Raw genomic sequence first — 21,770 nt, 5'->3', positions numbered from 1 at the left:
TGAACATTGTCGCGCCAGAACATGCAGCGCTATTAGCCGGCCACGTAGGTCTGTGTCGCCAATAGATTGCGTGGAGAGTATTGGGTACTCGACGTTATTGAAAATACGAACGCTCCATCTGGTGAGCGCTATCCGCCGTAGCGCTAGGAAACGGCGGTCGGGACTATCCCAGAATTCAAGAGCAACGTGTGCCCCGCTGAGTTCGGGTGCAGACCATCACCCGTATAAGGTGGCGACGGCGAAGCGATCCATTTGTTGCTGTTCAAGCCACTCTCAATAATGGAGACACTGTCAATATAGCCGGTGATACGGGTGATGCCGCTCGTTCCATTACGCAAACTGTCATTGAACGTGTCACGGCTCGTGTCCGTCGTCGCATTGTTAGTGGACTGATTTCCGACCGTCGCCCAACTGTCCGTCGATGTCGTATGCGGAAGAACCGTGACGTGAAGCACTTTCGTTCGGCCGTGCGCGTACTTGGTCAGTCCCGATAAATCTGAAACCAGCGTAGCGGGCGATTTGCCGCCAGTATCGAAGTCATTAATTCCGTATTGCGTTATCAAATGAGAGCATTTTCCAGCAACCAAGCTTGCAACAAGGCCTGTCGCCTGAGAACCTGATATCGTCTTGGTGTAGAATGCAAACCCCTGGGCATCGAACGCCCGTTTGAGGAAGCCATAAACATTGTTGTAACCGGTCGCGCTCGCCGAAGTGTCTTCTGTTTCGGCAACACCGTTGGCTATGCTGTCGCCATACAGAACTATGCTCTTGTTTGTCGTCACGCCGACAATGCAAACTGGCGGCCGGGACACGCCGGAAGGCGATCCAGAGTTCGATATCGTCCCCGACATGGTTTTGTCGGTGAGCGAAGAAGCTGACATTTCTGTCGCTTCACCCAAGAACGAATTCTGCCAGGTGTTGTAGTAGATGCGGCCGGCGGATGGGCCGTTCCAAAATTCCCGCACCCAGAACAAGTCACCTTTCGGGATCGACAGGGTGATGTAATCGGAAAATGTCTCTTGGCCGTTCGTCAGCGCTATCGTGGTTGAGCCCCTGAACGTGAGCTGGGTAAAGGTGCCCGCTGGATATTCAACGCTGGCTGATATTGTGGCCGCGGATCCGGATATACCGTCGTTCCTGAACCCGACTTTGATCTGCGTAAGATTTTCATTGGCAAAATGCGCGGACCTTGAGTTCGCATATTTGTTCGTAGTGTCGCTCGTTTCGCGAAAACGGCAACGCGTCGCCACCAGCCCCTCATAAGCTGACGTGGAGAAGAAGAATGCTTTATGACTGTTCCATTCGTTTGTGCAGTCCGTCGATGTCCAAACGGAAGTGTCAAACCTAATTTCCGCGATCGACCCGATCATCGGAAGGGCGCCATTCAGCTTGCCGATCGTAAAGGGGCTCCCGAAGTTCGTTGATCCCGTTGGAGATACGTTTGCGCCAACGAGGCCGTCAACGACGGTGAACGTCGATGAGCCATTGATGACCGTCTGGACGCTATGAAAGTTGTCGGCGAGGCAAGGCGTGTTGGGAGTAGACCCGCCAAGATATAGCGAGACTGTGTTGCCTACATTGAATGAAACACCTGACTTCGTTCCCGCCTGTATCACCCCGCTGTGATCGGCAATCGGGGACACTGTTCGTCCGACATATGAGAATGTGCCGGTCAGCTGCGAGAGCGTAGTTGCACCGCTCACAAGCAACTCGACGCCACTGAAATCCATGACAGGAATAGCGGCGTTTCCGAGGCCCTGATGCGTCAACCGGAGGAGCGGCATGTTGGCAAGCGTGGCCTGCGAAACGTCCCGTCCATTGCCGCTCTGATCGTAAAGTTTTTTGACTTTGATCGTGGTGACCGAGTGCGCCGAAACCCACGCGCTGATCGCAGAGCTATCAACGTTGCCGTTGGAGAGAACATTGATCGTGATCTGGTTGCTGCCAGCTTGGTCAACGAGGTCCATCGCTGGACTGCCCGCAGCAGCGTAAGCAGCAGAATAGGCACGAGACACGCTCCAATACGCATAGGCGCCGGATTTGACATCACCGCTGCCGACGAAGGCAGGAACGGCACTAGGTGCCACAGACATCAGCGCCTGAAATGATACCCCGACCATATCACCATCTCCATTGACATCCTCACTGTATCTATCGTGCCGGTGGTGCGAGCGCGTTGAGCTGCACGTCGCTCTGCGTGACGGCCGGCGCTGCCAGTGCATTCAAATGCCGAAACACCGCATTCGGTTTGACAAGCGGGTAGCCCTGGGGCGCCTGTTTGACAGCTTGCCGCGCGATGGACGAACCCCATGCGTGCTGGATACCGGAATATTCCCATGTCGCTCGTCCAAGTGGACCAAAGGCATCCAGCAATTTTCCAAACAGCTGACTGGCAAGACCGGCGAGGCTCGTCGCCGTGCCGGATGGGTTCGGATCTTTCCAATTCACGCGATCGAGTTGGGTGAGAAAGCGGCTGATGACGGCTTTGTCGGCGGGTGAATAGATGGTGTTGAAAAGAGTGGCTTGACTGCTGATTGCCTTTCGCAAGTTCTGCGACATCACTTGCGGCGAGAGGAACTGTCCGTTCTTGCCCTGCGTAAGCTTCGAGAGATAGGCCATCTTGATGCTGTTCCAGACCTGACCATCCGCGCCCGGCGCACCGTATTTGTGCATGCCCTTGCGAATGAGGTTCAAAGCTTCGATGGTGCCGGCCGGGATCTGAGCGTTTGGCGAGGGGATGAGCGCATGGACGATCCGTTCCGGCGTGTCAGCGCTGGTTGCAATGCGTTCCAGCAACTTGCCACCCGGCGTAAGATTGCCGTCGGAGCCTCTGGGCTTGAAGACCGCGTTCATCTCGGCTGAGACGTCTCGTGCTGCCTTAAGATTGGCGGCCCCGACCGGATCGCCGGCGAGCATGTTTTGCGCTGCGGCTTTGTCAATCCAATCATTGAATCCACGATAGATGGCTTTGGCCGTCTCTTGGTCTGTTGGCGTTTGAGCATCTTTTTGCATCATGCCAAGCGCGCGCCGGACTGAATCGATGTCGCCGGCGCCCTCGAGCCCGAGCGAGTGATGTAACGCCGAGGTCGGCTTACGGCCCGACATGAAGTCGTTGAGATAGGACCACATCTTGAAAGTCGTGGGCGTATTCTCTGGGCTCAAAACGCTGGAGAAGTCGCTCAGATTAGCACTCAACGTATCTTTCAGAAGTTGGGTGCCCTGCATCGCGCTCATCGACCGCTGTACCCCGGTCATTGGCGTCATTGCATCGGCTGCAGTCGTGGTGGTTGTTTTCGGCGTAATCGGTCCGGTGCTATCCCAAGCTGCGCGCTCGAGCGACTTCGCATTCTTTCGGGCATCAGCGAAGTTGAGGCCGATGTTGCTTCCGTAGACCTCAGGAGCTTGGCCACCCTGCCATTTCTGTCCCGCGAGGCGACTCGGAATGGTATCCGCGACAGCGGTCGCGATCGCTTCAGCCTGGCGCCGATCGAGATCCTCAATCTGGTTTTTTGCATCTAGGCCGTAGAGGCCAGAACGCATCGCCTTTTCCTGCAGCAACTGCTGCGGATCTTTTGCGATCTGTCCTCGCGTCGCCGGAATGTTGAAATCAAAAGTGCCGGCATCGACTGCCGCCTTCGCATCGGCGGGGTTCATCGCATATGTCTTGCCGAATACCGACATGGCGTCGGAGGCCATCTGATCGGGATCAAGGCCCATGGCCCGGGCAGCCTGCTTGCCAAGAGGCGTCAGCTGGTTTGTCGATGCGTCGAAATATTTCGGAATTTGAACAAACCGCTGCCAGAGAGCGCTTGCTCCGGTTCCGGCAAGTTCCCCCACGGGACCGAGGATGGCCATCGTGCCGGCTTTAGCACCCTGCACGCCCTGTTCGCTGCCGAGTGGCTTCATAGCGACATCACCGCCGGCCGAAACGCCGGCCGCAGAGCCACCTGCAAACAATGCTCGAGCTAGCAGAGAATAGCCTCCGATAACCGGACCTAAGATCTCCGCAGCGGCAGCATACGGGAGCGCGCTTTTCACACCGCGGACCACATCCTCGCTGTCGAGGCCCGGCTTGTTGACGTAGCCAAGGCGCTCTTGACCTTGATCGTCTTTAAAACGAACGATCGGGTAGCCGTTGGCGTCCCTGAACGTCGACACGAAGCGACTGCCAAGCTGCTTTTTGACGACGTCGGCCATTTGATCATCGTCGGCGCCAAGCATCGAGGCGGTTCCCATAGGCGCCTGCAAGAGATCGCGGTTTTGGGAAAAGACCGACGGTACGTCGGCGTAGAGGGTATCGTGCTTGCCTTCGATGTCCTGAACGCGACGCCCGAGCCATGTGGGGGCATCGGGCGTTGCGTTGGACGAGCGGCGCAATTCAAACGATCTCCCGTCGTCGCCCAGAGCGGGCGTGGCATCGGGGGGTGGGATGCCGGCAGTCTGCGACGACGGGAGATGTGGATTGCCGTTGCTGACTGAACTCGGGATGAGGTCGGCGAACATCGGGTGTGGATCGGCCGCCATCGTTGGTGGGCTTACCGATATCCCCGGCGCCGAGATCGTGTCTGAGCCGGGAATAAGATCATCGAACGAGATGCCAGCCATCAAAGACCGTCCGGGTTAATGCCGTTTTGGATGAGACGCTGTCTAACAGCGGCAGGGTTTGCACCTTTGGAGATTGCGTCGCGAGCACCAGCGAGAGCATCAGAGATAGCTTGCGGTGCGGACGATCCCTGCTTGCCAGCGTTGGACGCTGCTTTGGAGTCGGGCCAACTTTCCGGAAGATAAGATTTCGGCTCGGCAATCGGAGGCATGCCGGCGCGTGCGCGCAATCCATTCTCGGCATCGTGCAGGATCTTGAAGAATGTTTCAGGATCCTGTGCGTGCAACGCTTCACCGACGGCATCGAGCACGAGGGCTTGGTCTTGATCGGTGGAAGCGCCACCACCCTTGGTGCCGGGAAGTGCTTTAACCGCGGCCCCGAGCATCTTCTTGATGTGCTGCATCTGGAGATTGACGTTTGCCGCCTCGGTGTAGCTCGCCTGATTACTGAACGGGTTCGCATGCTGCAGCAGAGCGCGCGTGTTTTGATAGTTCTGGCCGGACGTGTCTGGATGCATGAAGCCCGGTAACCAACTGCCTTCCATGCCTTCGCTATAGTCGGGACCCGTTGCCTTCGACAGAACGTCCGAGCCGGCATCTGTCGCGATCTGTCGCATATGTGCGATCTGCGCGAGCAGCGGCTTTGTCATCTTCTGCTTCAGATTGAGGCCCGCGTTATCCTCGGCAGTCTTCACCGCATAGGCCGTGGCATACTTCGAGCCCGGATCGTTATTGAGGATGGTCGGCATCCCTTTGCCGCCGTTGAGCGCGAGATCGTAGGCCATTGCGCGCCGGGTATCAGCTGAGATCCGCGATGGGGTACTCAAACCCGATGCGCTGTCGCCGGTGAACGAAGTCGGATCTCCCGGTTGAGGCAAAGCCGCCGACGGGGAATTGTTCACGGAACTTCCCGAGTTCGCGGCGATACCCTGCGTTCCGTTGCCGATCGGTGTGGGGAGTGGAGCTTGGGGTACTGAGGCCGGGACATCAGTTGACATGGGCGCCGAAGGAAAGCGAGGCGCCAGGGAATTCTGCGGCCCGCTGGCGGCAGCAAGTGCTTGTGAGCGACCGCCGGGTAGCATCATCAGGGCGTTATTGACTGGTTCCTGAGCGGCAGTAGGTGCTGGGGCAAGTGCATTCGAAGATGGCGCCGTCGGCCCACCGCCCCCGCTTAACTCGGACGTGAACAGCGCGTTGAACATATCAGCTTGTCGCCGCGCTGCCGCGATCTCGGTGTTGGTCTTCGCGATATTGGCTTTCGCTTCGTCCATCTGCAGGTTGCGCAGTTGGACCGCTTGCGGATCGAGATAGCCGCGCGCTTCCGACACGATGAAATTCGCGGTGCCATCATAGTTGGCCGGATCGATCCCGGCGGACACGAGCCGGTCCTTGTATTCCGGATGCAGCCCGTAGAGCTGCGTCATCATCGCCGCCTTCTTCGCAGGATCTCGTTCATTCAATGCCGCCTGCGCGATACCAGCTGATTGGCGAACCATTGCGTCGTGAGAAGCGATATCCGAATTTCGCTTTTCGATAGCAAGTTGCTGATCTGCGCGGTCGGCCGTGCGTTGATCCAGTCCGAACTGGCGATTGGCGTTGTTCTGCCGAAGGACACCGTCCAGAGCTTGGTTCAGGGGATCAAAATTGATGCCGGGACCAGGATTATAGGCGGGCAACGGAACGTAGTAAGACATCTGCAGCGTCCTTCACAGAGCACGGAACGCAGCACAAATCAGATCCTCAAAAACTACCATGAAGAAGCGCTCCGAACGAATGCGCGGAGCGCCAAAAACTTATATTTTATTGCTGAAAGTGACGATTGAATCACGAGATCATTGTCGACTTTCTGGAACAAAAACCCGAGGCGTCATTGGATGTCGCTCCTTGTCCTTGATGTCGTCCCGACGTCACGCTCTCTGACCGTTCGCCTGAATTCGACAACGACGCCGGCAATCCGCACTCCGTCTCTCTTTCGCTTCTCGTAAGCCGGGTAATCCTTGTTCGACGGGATAAGCTCGAACCTTAGCTCCGGACCTCTAACAGGCCTGTACTGGCGGATGCAGGAACCACCCCGCTTGTTTTGCACAAATACAAAGTCGCCCTTATTGGGGCGCAAGTCCGGATCTATAACGCATATGTCGAAAGGGATCAGGTCGGGCATCATCGTCTCGTCTTCTATGCGTACACGAAAGCACTTAGACATTTGCGCCTCCGTTCTCGGCGTTCCAACGAGCTGCCTCTCGAACCAGGCTGTCGCCGGCTGTTCGTGCGAGCTCAATCATCTTGGACAGTGCTCTGTTGCGATGACCGTCAACCGTCGCTTCCGAGCCGAAGAACTCGATCTCATCCTCAAGCTCCTCGAGATAAATATCGTCGATCGCGAGGATGAGATTGCCGAGCACAACGAAATCATCGCGCTGCGTGTAACTATTTCCGATTTTGCGGTTTACGACTTCGCCGAAATCGAACAGCTCTTTGATGGCGCGATCGCTCTCGTCATTGGCCGCCTTGCACTCCGGCGACGTGCCCCAAACTCCCCCAAGTTTGGCCGAGTGCAGCAACGTGTGTACATTACGCTCAGATAGCCGCCTCAGCTCGGCGATGTCCTCACCAGCGGTGACGCTATCTGGCTTGAAGTTCGTCGGTAGGTTGGAAGTTGCATCGCGCGCGGCCTTCTCAGCCAACATCTTACATTCGATCGACTTCACTGTTTCTTCTGTCGCAGCGAGACCGTGCGCTTCAAGAATGGCACGGAGCGCGTTTGGCGCGATATCTTTCAGATTGTACAGGTTTACCCTCTCGTCCAAGAGGTGAAAGTCGGCAAGCTTTGCCAACACCAGAGCGTCGCCTATGTCCTTCGGGGTTTTTTCGGCAAGTTCTGCGGCGTAAGATTCAAGCACGTCTCTTGCTTGCTCATACCGCTCTGCTGCCGCTTCGTAGATAGTCTCTCCTGCGTCGTCCCCAAACTCGTAGTTATCACCGGCTTCGATAAACGCACTGTAGGCAGCATTGATTGAGGTAATGAGCCCGTCGGCTTTTACAAAGCGGGCGTCATTCTTGAGGACTGGCGGAGTCGAAGAAAAAGCCTCCCCCGACGTTGCGGCAAGCGCTGCGGGGGCGGCGGCGAGGCCTTTGAGCACGGAGCGTCGGGGCAGAGCGGGGGAAGGAGAGTTCGAATCGGGACGCGACATGATGATTACTCCTGAACACTGACTACCGTTTCACCACATTAATGGTGTAGCATCTCTTTTGGATGTCACGCAATTAGAAAAGGCGGTCCGCGTTGGCCATTCCAGAAGACGGCGTTAGCCAGTGGCGCATGTTCACCGGCGAACAGCTCCGCGCGGCGCGCGCACTTTTGAAATGGTCTCGCGATCAACTCGCAGATGCTTCCGGGATTTCGGCTATCGCTATCAAGGAATTCGAAGGCGGTGCATCGGACCCCAAACGCTCGACCCTGATCGCACTTCGGGGAGCGTTGGCTAAAGCCGGTGTTGTCTTCCTAGAGGAAACCGATATGCACGGCCCTGGGGTTGCCTTCAGCGGTTCTCACAAGCGAAAGAGCAAGTGATCGCGAGCTCAAGAAAGCCGACGAGCTAAAGCACTTCGGCTAGCTCGTTCGCAATCTTTCCGGCGAGGTCGCGGCGGTTATCGTCGTACCGGATTGTCGTTTCCGGCTTCGAGTGCCGGGCGTGTTTCTGCACCGCTCTCACATCGCCGTTAGTGCTGTCGAGCGCGGCCGTAATACTCGCGTGCCGCACACCATGTGGGCGCGTCTGGATGCCGACGTCATCGCCGACTTCCGAGATTCGGTAATAGACCCGCGCCCGCCGATTTATCATCGACGGCGAGAGACCTGCGGCGGTCATCGTCGACTTGAACGACAACAGCTTGCCATTCGCGTCGCCGAAGCTCAACCCGACGATGTATGAAAGCGCGCTGCAACAAGGCGAGAAAGTAAACCAGGAAAAAATAACCTCGGCTCGGCTGTTTCGGCGCTCCTCAGATGTGCGAGAGGCTCGCTGGCGAGGGCACGATCTACCGTCGCGACATGTCCCACAACGGAGCCGTTCGAGGGAATTTCTTCACCAATTTCTTTGAGAGCGTGTCGCGAAAACGAACGAACAACACCTCTTCGACATTCTACGAGCGGTTATCACCGCGGCTACACCAGTTATGTCGATCGATGAACGCGTAAAGGTATTTACGAATCAGCGCTGCTCGGAGGATGTCTCAGAGCTGGCGCTCGTCGTCCTGGACAACCTGATCAAGGCCGTCGCTGTCATTGGTCCGGATCGACGGCTTCTTTACAGCAATTCTCGCTTCGAGGAGCTTTTCGGCGAGAAGTGGCACGATCGTCTCGGCACCGAGATTGACGCCCAAGAGCCGGGCGAGACCCTAGGAAGCTCCTTTCGCGATATCAGGCTGGACGATCGCGTGCTTCGGGTCCGCCGGGCGTGGCTTGGGCGAAACGTTCTCGTTACCGCAGACGACGTCACCAAAGCGGTGCGAGACCAGCTGCGGGCCGAGCACGAGGCGCGGACTGACCCCCTGACGCTGCTTGGAAATCGTTTGTTTTTTCAAGAGCAGGTCGCCGAGTTTTTCTCCAAAATCGAGTCGAACGGCGGGCACGGCGCTGTATTGATGATCGACATCGACGGGTTCAAAAATATAAACGATAGCTTTGGGCACGCTCTAGGGGATGACGTTCTCCGCTTGGTCGCCGACCGAATAAAGTCGGCGTTGGACGGCAACTCGATTGCCGCGCGATTGGGCGGCGATGAGTTCGTAGTCCTTCAACTCGACCTCCCTCAACCTCGCGGAGCGGAAGAGCTTGCACAACGCCTCGTCGCGTCGCTAAGCAAACCTTTTGCAGTCCAAGGGCAGTTGCTGCATCTCGGTGCCAGCATAGGAATTGCGCTCATTCCGGACCACGGAACGCAATATCCTGAGATCATGCGTCGAGCCGATATCGCGCTCTATCGAGCCAAATGCGAAGGCCGGGCCACGCATCGCATTTTCAAGTTTGAACAGGAAGAGGAAAAGGAAAAAAGGCGCTTTCTCGAGCTCGCATTGCGACGCGCACTCGCAATGCAGGAGTTTGCGCTTGTCTATCAACCTCAATTGAAACTCGCCACAAATCAGATCACCGGCTTCGAAGCGCTGTTGCGTTGGAACAGTCCACTGTGCGGCTACATTTCGCCGGCCTCCTTTATTCCGCTGGCAGAAGAATTGGGGCTGATCTTGCCGATCGGTGATTGGGTCATGCATCGAGCCTGCCGCGAAGCAACAAATTGGCCGAATAACGTGCACGTTGCGGTCAATGTCTCGGCTGTTCAATTCCGCGGAGACACGCTTCTGAACTCAGTCAATTCCGCATTGAAGGCGAGCGGGCTCGATCCTGAGCGCCTCGAGTTGGAGATCACCGAAAGTGCGCTCTTGGGGGACCACCAGGAAGTGTTGACCGTCCTGCATAGCCTCCGGCGACGCGGGGTGCACGTCTCGATGGATGATTTTGGAACCGGCTATTCTTCCCTGTCTTATCTGCGCAGCTTCCCATTCGAGAAGATCAAAATCGATCAGGCCTTTGTCCGATGCGACCCTGACGATGAAGAAGCCGCTGCGATCCTCAGAGCCATTGCCTCGTTAGGACACGCGCTTCGAATGTCTACAATTGCCGAGGGTGTAGAAACGCTCGACCAGCTTCATCGCGTCACGTCCGCGGGGTGTACGTCCATACAGGGATACCTCATCAGTCGGCCCTTGGCCGAAGATCAAATCGATGATTTTCTGAAGGCGTGGTCACGCAAAGTTCCCAAACGATCTGGCGCGACGCCCCCAGTTCAATTCTATCCGGACTAGCCCTTCGAGATGTCCAAGCGTAGCGTCCGAACGGGCGATCGGCGTTGATCGATCTACTCCGGAAAAAGTTCAACCCGCATTAGATCAGCAGAACCAATGACGTTCGCCGCGCCTTCCGACAGGTCGATGATCCGCCCTTTGACGAATGGTCCGCGGTCGACGATCGTCACAGTGACCGATTTTCCATTGGCAAGATTTCGGACGACAACTCGTTTGCCGAATGGCAACGAGCGGTGCGCCGCCACGAGATCTTGGCATGTCACCTTGCGGCCGCTGGCTGTCTGCTGAAGATCGCAGTAGCGCGATGCAATGCCGACTTGGCCGGCGGAGAGAGCTCCAGGAAAAATCACAACTCCTAAGACCGCAATCCAAATCGCTCGCATAGCGCTCACCTTCGCTACCGGCTAAACATCGGCGGGGAGGTGTGGGTTGCAGATTTTGTTTAGTTAACGTGCAAGACGTTTTGGGAGCGAGGGAAGAACTATCTGGCAAATTTCCCAAGCGGAAGACGCGTTCGAAACATCATCACCGCGACGACATACGCGGCGCCTGAAGACCCAATGGCGGTTGCCAATGCGGCGATGTCTGCAAAATGTCCGGGCACGAGGGTCTCGCCCATTTTGGCGCCGAACCACGCACCCCCTCCGGCCGCGGCAGCCGCCAAAAGGGCTGGTCCTAGCGCTCTGATGAAGATCTCTTCGATGGCTAAGAGCGCGCGGCTTCGGCCGAGCCATGTGAGTATCGCGACGTTCATCCACGCGCCCATCGCCGTTCCGAGCGCGACGCCTTCAACTTCGAGATTGCAGCCCCATACGAAGATGACCTTCAGAATGATATTGAGCACGATCGATGTCACCGTCGCGCGCGCAGGGGTACTGGTGTCGTGTCGTGCATAGAACGTCGACGCTACAATACGTACGAGGGCCATCGCGGGAAGTCCGGCGCCATAGGCGGCAAGCGCAGATCCTGCAAGTTCTGCCGAGCGCGTGTCGAATGCCCCGTGTGCGAACACGGCTCGCATGATCGTGTCGGGGATTGCGATGAAGACGAAGGCAAACGGTAGGGTCAGGAGTAACGTGAGAGCCGCCGAGCGATTCTGTGCGTTGTCCGAGCCGGCGCGATCGTCTCGAGCCAATCGCACCGACATTTCGGGCAATAGAACAGTCCCCAGAGCAATCCCGAGAACGCCGAGCGGCAGCTGATTGATGCGATCGGCGTAGTAGAGGGCGGTCCGGCTTCCTGTTGCCAGATAGCTGGCTATGAAGAAGTCGATCAGTGGTGCGACGACGACGCTGGCGGCGCCGATTGTGACGATGCCCAGAGCTTTGAAGAACTCGGCTATGTCCGGCGTCCATCGCGGTATTGATAATCCGACCGACAGTCCGTCACGCTTCGCAGCCCACGAGATAAACGCGAGCTGACAAAAGCCGCCGATCAGAACGCCCCAGGCCGCCGCATACGCAGCGTTGAAAAACCAGCTCGATGCGAGCAGCGTTGCGATCATTGCAAGGTTCAGAAAGTTCGACCAAGCGGCCGCCGCCCAAAACTTTCCGATGGCGTTGAGCATCGCGGAGAGCTGAATTGCGACGACCGTGAGAATTAGGTAAGGAAACGTGATGCGCGCGAGGCTTGCAGTCAGTGCGAGCTGCTCGGTTGTGTAGCCGGGGACAAAGACATGCACGAGCAGAGGCATTGCGACAAACGTCCCAACGAGCAGGACTGCCTGTGCAACAATCTGCCACGTGAATACTTGATTGGCGAAGCGCGCAGCTGCTGCCAGTTCGCCTTTTGCGTGCAGCGATGCATAGCGTGGAAGAAATGCCGGATTTAGCGTTCCTTCTCCAAAAATGGCGCGAAAGTAGTTCGGAAAGAGAAACGCGAATAGGAAGGCATCCGATAGGATTCCCTTGCCCAAGATCCAGGCCATGAGCACATCGCGCACGAACCCCGTCATGCGCGACAACAGGGTGAATCCGCCGACCGAAAGGAGCTTTCTCAGCATTATGTAGACCGGCTCGCTGTGACCTTCGATCGGTCCGCCTGTTTGCGTGAAAAGCGTTTACTGTCGTTCAGGTCCACTCGGCAAGAAGACTGAAAGGTCTACTCGGGCCGACCGAGATCTCGGAAGGAATGAAAGTCGGTGTTCGTCATGAACGTCGTTGACGGGTGCATTCCCTCAGACCTCGGCGCCGGCCCGACCGCCGAGCTTGAGGAAGAACGTCGGCTCCTCTATGTCGCCATGACGAGGGCCAAAGACGAACTGCATCTTATTGTGCCCCAGCGGTTTTTCACCCACGGTCAAAGCGCAAAGGGCGATCGCCACGTCTATGCGTCTCGGTCTCGCGTCATCCCGAATTCCATCATCGACAGGTTTGAGAGCGCTGCGTGGCCTCAGGACAAAAACGAGGCCTCTAGGGCGCACAAGGAGAATACACCGCGGCTCGATGTGGCCGCTCAAATGCGGCGGCGTTGGAGTTGAAGGCGAAGCGGTCGGTCGGAAATAACGAAAAACAGGCCGTCGAGTGTGCGCACTAGACGGCATCCCGGGGGGCAGGTACTAACCCATTAGTACCTCAGATTCGAGTTTCCCGGCTGATGAAGCACTCCCGTCCAAGATCAATCGAATTGCCGACCTACGCGGTGCTTGTCAGCGGATCGGGAGAAATTCTCGATATCCGCACGCATTACCTCAATGGTGGAGCGGCAACCGGCAAACTCAAGGGCCGGCCCTATATCGAACAGTGTCATAGCCGTTACCGAGCTGCCATAAAGGGGTTACTGAGCCACGAACAGCCGTTGCTGTCCGGTGTCATGCCGCCACCGACGCTTGGCATCGATGCCTGGTTCGCTGTAGTCGGCGTTCCCTTAGGCGCGTCGCCCGAGAGCGGAGCGCTCTTCGTGCACATGGATATTTCGCCCTGGGTTGCGAACCACGGCGCTCCCTCGGATATTCCGACGGAGATTAGCATCGGTCTCCTCCAAAGGGCGATGGCCTCAACCTTTGTTGGAACGAAGTCCGCCGAGGCCAACGGGGAGATGCGGCGAGTATCATCTGATGGGCTGGCAAGTCTGACCAAGCGGCAGCTGGAAGTCCTAAAGCTCATCGGAGAAGGCAAGACCAACGTTGAAATCGCCGAAGATCTTTCCTGCGCACTCAATACGGTCAAGCGCCATGTGACCGCTGTTTTGCAGAAACTGAAGCTCCCCAATCGCACGCGAGCGGCGATGATTGCGAACCAGATCACCGACTGATCCGCGGTCAGGAATTCCGGCACGAGCTAGGGAACCTTTACTGCCTAGTCGCGATTTCAGACTCCAAAGCGCGGGAATCGTAACGGTTCTTCGGAGTCATCCCCGTGAGTTACGTCGAGCAAAGTCTGGGTGCCAACGAGGCAGTGCACTACAACGCGCGCTATCCGACCGGCCGTTATGTCGCTGCATGGATCTTGCTTATCGCAGGAGTTATGGGCGCCGTGCTGTTCGCTGGCTTTGGCCATACGGTGTTCGCCGGTCTGAGTGCGTTGGCAGGGTTGATTTGCTTCGCCTGGATCTTGTATCGGCCCTGGACCAGCGAAATTGCGGTGACCAACCTTCGCTTAATCTACAAACGCGGGTTTCTCCAGCGGCGGACGAATGATCTTCAACTCCGCGCTATCGAAGAAGTTCGCCTGAAACAGGACCTGTGGGGCCGTCTCCTTAACTTCGGGCACGTCGAGTTTTATGGAACAGGGGTCGCCGACCTGAAACTACCGGCCATCAATGACCCAGTTGCGTTTCAAAAGGCGATTCAAGAGGCGCTCGGCGCCGACAAGGACGAAACACAGAATCCTGGTCAACTCATCATGCCAAGTTCTCAGGCATCGTGATCACCCCGTCTCATACTTCGGGAAGCAACAGCTCAACTGATCACGTAATGCGAGATCAAAGCCGCGAGGGCGCCCACAGCCAAGCAAGCGAGAAGGAGAAGAATCCGGCGCGGACTGGTCGGCGGCCGGCCTCCATAGTCTGGCGATTGTTCATAGCCTGAGGGCATCGATAGCTTTTCCCACCGATCATGTCTTGGGCTTGAACGGCACAATGTTGTCTTCTCCCGGATCGGTCGGCGGCAGAAGATCGGCTCGGTAGTCTGTCAGGAGGCTTAGGTACTGCCTTATGACCGCCGGCGTCAGTTTTGGGTATCCGAGTGCCTTGAATTGGCGGGCGGTCCGCTCGACCTTGGTATGAGGCGAGGGGAGTGGGCCGGTTCGGCGTTTTTTGTCGGGACTGAAGGCGACTTCGACGAAACTGGCAAGCGAACAGCCGTAGGTCTGTTCAAATCCGTCTAGGAGCTTCAATGCCTTCAGTTTCTGCTGCTCTGCGACATTCTTGATCTCCCACGATGCTACGGGCGCGCGAAAGTCCCATTTGCTCTCCCCGACGGGCCCCCACGTGAGGTAGACATCTTCAACCATCGTGACCGTGAAGCAATAGGATAAGCGCTTCTTGAGTTCTCCGATAAGGGCCGTGGCGGCGTGCAGAAGCAAGGCATTCGAGGACACTCGATTGTCGTGGTTGTCGGGCCAAACCACAGCCCGCGCGGTCTGAACATGGTGATTTGCCGGCTCGTGAAACAACGTTGCGTACCGGAAATCTCGGATAACGATAAGCCGATCTTCCTTGGTGTAGGAAAGGCAGGGATTGGAACGAAAGTCTGAGTTGGCAAAACTGTCACCGGGGGCGGGCGTCGGTCCCCACGACACAACCAGAGCACCCCTTTGGTTCATCTCTATAGTCAAATAGATGCGAGGTTTTGGATGTCGTACGCCCGGAATCTGCGCCAGGAGCTTCTCGACATCGTAACACCACCAAGCATGCAGACGTGAGATTGCCCATTCATTGGGCGAGTTGTGAAGATCGTGGAAAATTGTGGTCTGGCCGGGGGATAATCTGTGACCTGTCCGGCGGCATTCGGCCTCGAGATGGGCCAATACCTCGGCGCAGCTATCATACGTCGCGGCCGGCGAAATAGGTTTCGCTACGGGGGGCTTTCTTCCCTTCACAACAAGCGCGCCAACCGGTTGGCCAACGCAACGACACCGCGAGCGCCTATGCAACTCCTTCTGACAGACGACTTAAGCCCTTGAATCTTGGACCCGTGAACGAACGGAGAAGTGTCAGAACTTGTCTTGATCGGCTTACTGGATGAACCGATTTTCAATCTGAAAAGACGGGTTCGACTCCCGTAGGGAGCGCCATCTTCGGACTATCATCCTGATTTCATTAGTATCTTTTTCGGAATTTCCCAAACCCTCCCGAAGGTTTGGGAATTTACCGGTTGAACTGTTCGTCAGACGGTTCATTGCTGCGTGGGCCAGCTTCTTTTGCTCGGCAGCTTTCGTGTAGCGTGCGACCTCTTCGAGCGTCGCGTGGCCAGTAACAGACGCGATTTCGTTCGCGGAACATCCGGCCTCAGCGAGACGGCGCGCGGCTGCCTTGCGTAATCCATGGGTAACGCAGCGCTCGGCAAGCCCCGCTTGGCTAATACGCTCGGCCATGAAATTGCTGAAGCCTTTCGCAGTGAAGGGAGCGCCGAAGGACGTCTGAAGAATGGCTCCAGTGCCTATCTCGCAGGCCGACAGGATTTCGCGAAGCTGCGGATGGATCGGAACCAGCAATTTGGCTTTCGTCTTTCTCTGTACCACCCAGATGCCAGCGGCGCCGATTTCAGACCACATCATCTTGGCAACATCGGAGGCCCGCTGACCTGTGAACAGCAGGAGCCCAAACGCAGTTCGCTCCCGGGTGCCCACCGCCCACCTCTTTTCATAGACGGCGATCTCGTCGTCCGTCCAAGTGTGGAACTCGCCACCGGCAAACTTTTTGATGCGGATGGTTGGGTCATCCTTACGCCAGCCATTATCGATAGCGAAGTGGAGCAATATCCTGAGCTTCTTGAGGAGATCATTAGCGGCGCCCGGAGTTTCCGCGCGGCGAGCAACAATTGACTGGACATGCTGTGCTTGAGAAGTTAGGACGGCGCAAATCCTGAAATCCAACCGAGAGTGATGAGCGCTGAAGGACGTCGATAGGCGTAGCTGTTGCGAGGTCACGATTTCGTCATCGGCATTCGACGGAAACTGGAGAATTACCAGCAACGATGACCTCTGTGCTCGGAACTCAACCGTCACTTTGCCCAATCATCGATTCACGAGGGCCTACGAAGTCCCTTTAGTCCCATTTGTGGACTTCGCCCAACATTCGTAACGTTTGGCTCTCGAGCAAAGATCATCGTCCGCTGTCATTGCATAAGCTGACTTCGAACCGGATTGTGGATTTCCGGCGTTGCCTCAACCCTGAGGAGATAACTATTCTCCTATCAAGTGACGGCACATTTTCCGTGAGGCTGGACCGGCGTGGCGAGAGCATTGGCGCGAGCGTATACCGAGCCAATTCCAAGTATAAGCGGTTCGGTGCGATCGAAGGAAGCAACAAGTTTTTCCAACTGCCCGAGCACGCAGTGGACCACCTTCTGGTTGTCGCGGGAAAGGGACGACGCGATTCCGACCGGCGTATTGTCAGGCATCCCGAGTGCGATCAGCCGCGCCGCTATTTCTCCGGCGAAGGGGGCACCCATATAGAAGATCGTTGTAGCCGACGGGTCCGCTATTGCCTGCCAGTCGAGATCCTCGGGAAGGCCGCCATTTTTCGAATGGCCGGTGACAAATCGCACGGACTTCGCGTGACTGCGATGGGTAAGAGAAATTCCGAACGCCGCAGCCATCGCTGATGCCGCGGTGATCCCCGGTATGATTTCTGCTTCGAGACCCTCCAACTCAAGGTGCGATATTTCTTCGCCGGCCCGGCCGAAGATCGCAGGATCTCCAGCCTTCAGCCGAACGACGTGCTTGCCGGCGCGCGCATATCTGACCATCAACTCATTGATGTCGTCTTGGCGACAGCTCGGTCGTCCGCCCCTCTTGCCGACACAAATGAGTTCGGCATGCGACGGTGCCAGATCGAGAATTTCCTCCGAAACAAGCGCGTCGAAGAGAATGACATCGGCACTTTCGATTGCGCGCATGGCTTTGATCGTCAACAGCTCCGGATCCCCCGGACCGGCACCGACGAGCACCACGCGGCCGTGTGGTGCTCTACGATCGGCTTCGTGGTCCCATTGCGAGGCTAATCCCGAGGCCATCTCGATCAAGCGGACTAACGGTGCCGATGCGGTTCGCAAGACAATCTCGAAGATCTTGAACACCGGATAAACCGCACCCAGAGCACGATGCCACGACGTTACGTCTGCCTGCATTTGGAGATCCTCAGCCATCGCCGGTCCCTGATGCGTTCTTCAGAAGTTGATCAATCCGCCGGCGCTCACGAGATCGAGCGCCTCGAGATTGGTCAAATCCGCAGCGCCAGAAACGTCGGCATCATAATGTTGAACTTTCAGGTAGACGGTCATCGCAGCAGCATCGATCTCCTGCGCAATGCCGCCGCCATACCGCGAGAATGTGCTTCCCGTCGCGCCCAATGCCAGCGCGTTCGGGCCTAGCTGGTCGTCGTATTCGGCGTAATCGCCGTAGACGACGGTCGCTCCGAGCGGCAGCCATCTCTGCCGAATACCGGATTTGACGTACCAATGATGACTGTCCGGAGCGACGTGGCCATTCGTGAGAAGAGCATCATTGTTGTCTTCATGGCCGTAGGCAGCATGCACGAAGAGGCCAGTCGGCAAGTGCTCGACGTAACCCCCAGCCTGGAAGAACTGTGAGTCCTTCGAGATCATGACGGCCGTGCCGCTAATGCGTTCGTCGCTGTTCTCGGAGTATCCGGCACCGAGTTGAACTTTGAAGTCATTCCATTGACCGGCGTAGCGGGCCGCAATCTCCCAATCGTCGTCTTCTCCCCAGCTTGCCGATACCGAGAACCCGCCGAAGACCGGAGAATCGTAACGCACCGAGTTCATGACGAGACCATCACAATCGCCACCGAGCGGCACATTCTGCGAGTAGCAATAACCGAGCTGCCCCCACGTGAGACCCGGTACAAGCACTCCGTTTCTGCGAATTCCGAACTGCGGAAAACCAGCCAGGAATGTATAGTTGTCAATGATCTGCGTGCCGGATTGATCGGTGAACATAGCGACGCTCTTGGAAGCATCCGCTTGCCGCCCGACGCTCACCTTGCCGAGGTCCTTGCTCTGCAGATACCAGTAGGACATCTGGACATTAAGTCCCTGATCAAAATCGGGCGATGACTGGTTGATTGCGGCTCCGGTTGTGGCGTTGCGCCCGAAAGGATTGTCGGCAAGATTTTGTATGCGCAGCGTATAGCCGGCTTTCCAGCCGGGACTGAACTGCGCTTCGCCTGTGAACTTCACATGCGTCGCTTGCGTCGGGCCAAGGCCGTGCAAATAGACGTTGCTCTCGCCGCCGTCATCCCACCACGTTAATTCCTGGGCGACATAGCCCGAGATTGTCAGCGACACCTTGCGATTGCCCTTGCGCGCCGTTGTTGCTTCGAGCTCCGCAACGCGCTCTTCAAGATCACCGCAACAATCGCCGCCGAGGTCAGCAGCTTGCGATGTGCCGGACAAACACGCGAGACCGACAACCCCGATTGCTACGCGGATGAGTTTGGCAGTTTGTTTCAAGATTTCACTCCGCTGCTTGCAGATTTTGCGCTTCGATGATGCTTCTGATTTCCGCACGGCATGAACCGCAATTCGTTCCAGCCTGAAGCGCTTCGCCGATCGCAGCGACAGTGCCGCATCCGCCGCGAGCTGCGGCTGCGATTTGGTTGGCGCCAACTCCAAAGCAGGAGCAGACTGTCGCTCCCCTGTCGGCACCGCCAGCGCCTGGGCGACCGGCGATGATTTTGAAGCGTGCTGCTTTCGGATGAAGCGCCGCGAGTTGTGTGACGGCCCAATCGCGCGAAACAGCCACCGGTTCCGAGGCAAGAAACAGTGCGCCGAGCAGACGCTCACCCGAATAGCATGCAAACCGATAGCGGGAATTGTGGTGATCGCGGAAGGCAATGGTTTCCGCGTCCTCGCACGCGCCAAAAAGGCTGTCTGCAAATGTCGACCAATCCGCGTTACCTTCGGCGAAACCGAGCTCGAGACGCCAACCTCCCTCGCATTTTGCGAGAGCCCAGTACGCAGCATCGACCTTCTCCGGCTTGCGGGCCAGGATCGCGAACCCGTATGCAGAGGCAACGAAGCGTTCGACACGGACTGCGACATTTTTCGAAGCCGGCTGACCCGATATCGCATCGACAACCGGCGGCACCAAGGTATCGACACGCGCCTTCGATGCATACTGGTCCGTCCAATGCATCGGAACGAAGATTGATCCTAGTCGTTGCCTCTGCGAAATCAGCGCTCGCACCAAGATGGCGCCGCTGCCGTTCGAGACCCGAACGATATCGGCATCCTTGATGTTGTATCGAGTTCGCATCCTCGGGATGGATTTCAACGAAAGGTTCGCCATAGTGCTGCGACAGCCGCGAGCTTTTCGCGGTTCGCGTCATCGTATGCCATTGATCGCGAATGCGCCCGGTGTTGAGCGTCATCGGATAGGCTGCGGATCCGCTCCGCAATTCACGCATTCCTATCGATATGAAGCGGGCCTTGTGATCGGGCGTGAAGAACTTGCCGTCGTCGAAAAGACGAACCCTTGGATCTCGGCCTGAAGGCTGCGGCCATTGAAATGGTTCGAGTTCGATCGAACTCTTCCGCCGAAATATTCGCTTGGGCGCCGATGTCGAAATCGCGGGCGGCGCTGTTCTCGAATGCAGAAAGCGCCGCATGCTCAGCAAAAATCTCGGACGGAGAATTGAAATCGAAGGCGGCGTGGAAGCCCATTCGCTTGGCTACTTCGCAGATGATCCACCAATCGGCCTGAGCTTCGCCCGGAAGAGGCAGAAAACGCCTTTGGCGAGAGATACGCCGTTCGGAATTGGTGACGGTCCCGCTCTTTTCGCCCCATGCCGCCGCGGGAAGGCGGACGTGCGCGTGACGAACCGTATCCGTCTTCGCGAGCACGTCCGATACGACGACGAACGGGCAGTTCCGAATGGCCGCTTCGACGTCGCCGGCATCCGGCATTGATACGACAGGGTTCGTTGCCATGATCCAGAGCGCCTTGATGCGCCCATCCGCGACCGCTCGAAACATATCGACAGCTTTGAGGCCCTGCTTCGAGGCAATAACAGGTGCCCGCCAGAACCGCTGGACGCGGTCCCGATCCGCGGGCTTCTCGATATCCATGTGGGCAGCGAGCGTATTCGCAAGGCCGCCAACCTCGCGGCCGCCCATTGCATTCGGCTGGCCCGTGATGGAAAACGGCGACGCCCCGGGCTTCCCGATGCGGCCCGTTACCAGATGGCAATTGATAATGGCGTTGACCTTATCGGTTCCACACTCCGACTGGTTTACGCCCTGGCTGAAGACAGTGACGGTCTTGTCGGTCTCTGAAAACAAGTCGAAGAAGGCGCGAAGCTGCGTGCGATCTAGTCCCGTCCTCTCGATGATCTCCAGAATCGAGATCGAATCGGCCGCGCGAAGCGCATCGGAAAACCCCGACGTATGGGCAGCGATGAAATCCCTGTCGATCGATCCACTTTCGAACAAATGCTTCAGCAATCCGATAAAAAGTGCGACGTCGCCGTCGGGCCTGATCGGAAGGTGCAGATCGGCTATGTCGGCCGTCATGGTCCGTCGCGGATCGATCAGCACGATTTTCGTCCGCGGCCGCTTTTCTTTCGCCGCGGCGATGCGCTGATAGATGACCGGATGACACCAAGCGAGGTTCGAGCCGACAAGGACAATGAGGTCGGCAAGTTCGAGATCCTCATAACAGCCCGGCACGGTATCCGAGCCAAACGCGCGCTTATGGCCCGCAACTGAGGACGCCATGCAAAGTCGCGAATTGGTGTCGATATTTGCCGAGCCGATGAAGCCTTTCATCAGTTTGTTGGCGACATAATAGTCTTCAGTCAGCAGTTGCCCGGAGACATAAAACGCGACGGAGTCGGGCCCGTGCTCTTTCATCGTATCGGAGAACCGCGCGGCGACGAGATCGAGCGCCGCTTCCCAACTTGTTCTTTGGCCGTTGGCTTCGGGATGGAGAAGCCGGTCGTCGAGATCGACCGTTTCACCGAGGGCAGAGCCTTTGGAACAGAGCCGTCCAAAATTGGCGGGGTGTTCGGTGTCCCCGCGAATGCCGACTTTTCCATCCGGCGATACGTCGGCAAGAACACCGCAGCCAACACCACAGTACGGGCAGGTTGTTTTGGTGGCTTGCGGAGCGGTCATCTTAATC

Annotated in this window: 16 protein-coding genes and 2 pseudogenes; 5 read left to right on the top strand and 13 right to left on the bottom strand. The window is 57.2% G+C overall.

Annotation, left to right across the window (positions count from 1 at the left end; genetic code table 11):
* Positions 1–143: 143 nt before the first annotated feature.
* From QM780_RS06840 to QM780_RS06820, 5 genes are all read right to left on the bottom strand, one after another.
* Complete coding sequence (locus tag QM780_RS06840) at positions 144–2,120, bottom strand: SGNH/GDSL hydrolase family protein (protein ID WP_415069727.1); 1,977 nt, start codon at positions 2,118–2,120, stop codon at positions 144–146.
* A 31-nt stretch (positions 2,121–2,151) separates the two neighbouring features.
* The gene (locus QM780_RS06835) at positions 2,152–4,605 is read right to left on the bottom strand and encodes a hypothetical protein (RefSeq protein WP_415069726.1); all 2,454 of its coding nucleotides are present in this window, start codon (positions 4,603–4,605) and stop codon (positions 2,152–2,154) included.
* The gene (locus QM780_RS06830; protein ID WP_415069725.1) at positions 4,605–6,296 is read right to left on the bottom strand and encodes a hypothetical protein; all 1,692 of its coding nucleotides are present in this window, start codon (positions 6,294–6,296) and stop codon (positions 4,605–4,607) included. Before QM780_RS06830 ends, QM780_RS06835 begins: the two co-directional genes overlap by 1 nt.
* 173 nt (positions 6,297–6,469) lie before the next feature.
* Entirely contained in the window at positions 6,470–6,763 is a 294-nt protein-coding gene (locus QM780_RS06825) for a S24 family peptidase (protein WP_415071982.1), read from the bottom strand.
* Between the two features lie 34 nt (positions 6,764–6,797).
* On the bottom strand, positions 6,798–7,793 hold the full coding sequence (locus QM780_RS06820) for a hypothetical protein (RefSeq protein ID WP_415069724.1): 996 nt from the start codon (positions 7,791–7,793) through the stop codon (positions 6,798–6,800).
* A gap of 92 nt (positions 7,794–7,885) precedes the next feature.
* Between QM780_RS06820 and QM780_RS06815 the strand changes: the two genes are divergently transcribed.
* Entirely contained in the window at positions 7,886–8,173 is a 288-nt protein-coding gene (locus tag QM780_RS06815; RefSeq protein ID WP_415069723.1) for a helix-turn-helix domain-containing protein, read from the top strand.
* Between the two features lie 25 nt (positions 8,174–8,198).
* Here QM780_RS06815 and QM780_RS06810 read toward each other — a convergent pair whose 3' ends face one another.
* On the bottom strand, positions 8,199–8,471 hold the full coding sequence (locus tag QM780_RS06810; RefSeq protein WP_415069722.1) for a hypothetical protein: 273 nt from the start codon (positions 8,469–8,471) through the stop codon (positions 8,199–8,201).
* Positions 8,472–8,778: 307 nt separating this feature from the next.
* Here QM780_RS06810 and QM780_RS06805 point away from each other — a divergent pair, with 307 nt between their 5' ends.
* Positions 8,779–10,464 carry a putative bifunctional diguanylate cyclase/phosphodiesterase gene (locus tag QM780_RS06805; protein WP_415069721.1) on the top strand — a complete coding sequence of 562 codons (1,686 nt, stop codon included), beginning with the start codon at positions 8,779–8,781 and terminating at the stop codon, positions 10,462–10,464.
* A gap of 53 nt (positions 10,465–10,517) precedes the next feature.
* Here the strand turns inward: QM780_RS06805 and QM780_RS06800 are convergent, their stop codons facing one another.
* Both QM780_RS06800 and murJ read right to left on the bottom strand, forming a co-directional pair.
* On the bottom strand, positions 10,518–10,847 hold the full coding sequence (locus QM780_RS06800; RefSeq protein WP_415069720.1) for a septal ring lytic transglycosylase RlpA family protein: 330 nt from the start codon (positions 10,845–10,847) through the stop codon (positions 10,518–10,520).
* A gap of 98 nt (positions 10,848–10,945) precedes the next feature.
* Complete coding sequence (gene murJ, locus QM780_RS06795) at positions 10,946–12,466, bottom strand: murein biosynthesis integral membrane protein MurJ (protein WP_415069719.1); 1,521 nt, start codon at positions 12,464–12,466, stop codon at positions 10,946–10,948.
* Between the two features lie 132 nt (positions 12,467–12,598).
* Here murJ and QM780_RS06790 point away from each other — a divergent pair.
* The 3 genes and pseudogenes from QM780_RS06790 to QM780_RS06780 form a co-directional block, all read left to right on the top strand.
* A pseudogene (locus tag QM780_RS06790) lies at positions 12,599–12,943 on the top strand (3'-5' exonuclease); the annotation flags it as partial.
* A gap of 146 nt (positions 12,944–13,089) precedes the next feature.
* On the top strand, positions 13,090–13,716 hold the full coding sequence (locus QM780_RS06785; protein WP_415069718.1) for a helix-turn-helix transcriptional regulator: 627 nt from the start codon (positions 13,090–13,092) through the stop codon (positions 13,714–13,716).
* A 104-nt stretch (positions 13,717–13,820) separates the two neighbouring features.
* Entirely contained in the window at positions 13,821–14,330 is a 510-nt protein-coding gene (locus QM780_RS06780) for a PH domain-containing protein (protein ID WP_415069717.1), read from the top strand.
* A 186-nt stretch (positions 14,331–14,516) separates the two neighbouring features.
* Here the strand turns inward: QM780_RS06780 and QM780_RS06775 are convergent, their stop codons facing one another.
* The 5 genes and pseudogenes from QM780_RS06775 to QM780_RS06755 all read right to left on the bottom strand — a co-directional run bounded on the left by QM780_RS06775 (position 14,517) and on the right by QM780_RS06755 (position 21,763).
* Positions 14,517–15,002 carry a hypothetical protein gene (locus QM780_RS06775; protein WP_415069716.1) on the bottom strand — a complete coding sequence of 162 codons (486 nt, stop codon included), beginning with the start codon at positions 15,000–15,002 and terminating at the stop codon, positions 14,517–14,519.
* Between the two features lie 636 nt (positions 15,003–15,638).
* The gene (locus QM780_RS06770; RefSeq protein WP_415069714.1) at positions 15,639–16,598 is read right to left on the bottom strand and encodes a tyrosine-type recombinase/integrase; all 960 of its coding nucleotides are present in this window, start codon (positions 16,596–16,598) and stop codon (positions 15,639–15,641) included.
* A 221-nt stretch (positions 16,599–16,819) separates the two neighbouring features.
* Positions 16,820–17,755, bottom strand: a complete 936-nt coding sequence (gene cobA / locus QM780_RS06765; RefSeq protein ID WP_415069713.1) for a uroporphyrinogen-III C-methyltransferase — start codon at positions 17,753–17,755, stop codon at positions 16,820–16,822.
* Between the two features lie 39 nt (positions 17,756–17,794).
* The gene (locus QM780_RS06760) at positions 17,795–19,078 is read right to left on the bottom strand and encodes a porin (RefSeq protein ID WP_415071981.1); all 1,284 of its coding nucleotides are present in this window, start codon (positions 19,076–19,078) and stop codon (positions 17,795–17,797) included.
* A gap of 25 nt (positions 19,079–19,103) precedes the next feature.
* Positions 19,104–21,763, bottom strand: a pseudogene (locus QM780_RS06755) (molybdopterin-dependent oxidoreductase).
* Between the last annotated feature and the right edge of the window lie 7 nt (positions 21,764–21,770).

The organism is Hyphomicrobium sp. (assembly GCF_047600905.1).
Classification (GTDB): Bacteria; Pseudomonadota; Alphaproteobacteria; order Rhizobiales; family Hyphomicrobiaceae; genus Hyphomicrobium_B.
Note: the sequence above shows the minus strand (reverse complement) of the source record. Positions and strands in the feature narration are given on the sequence as shown.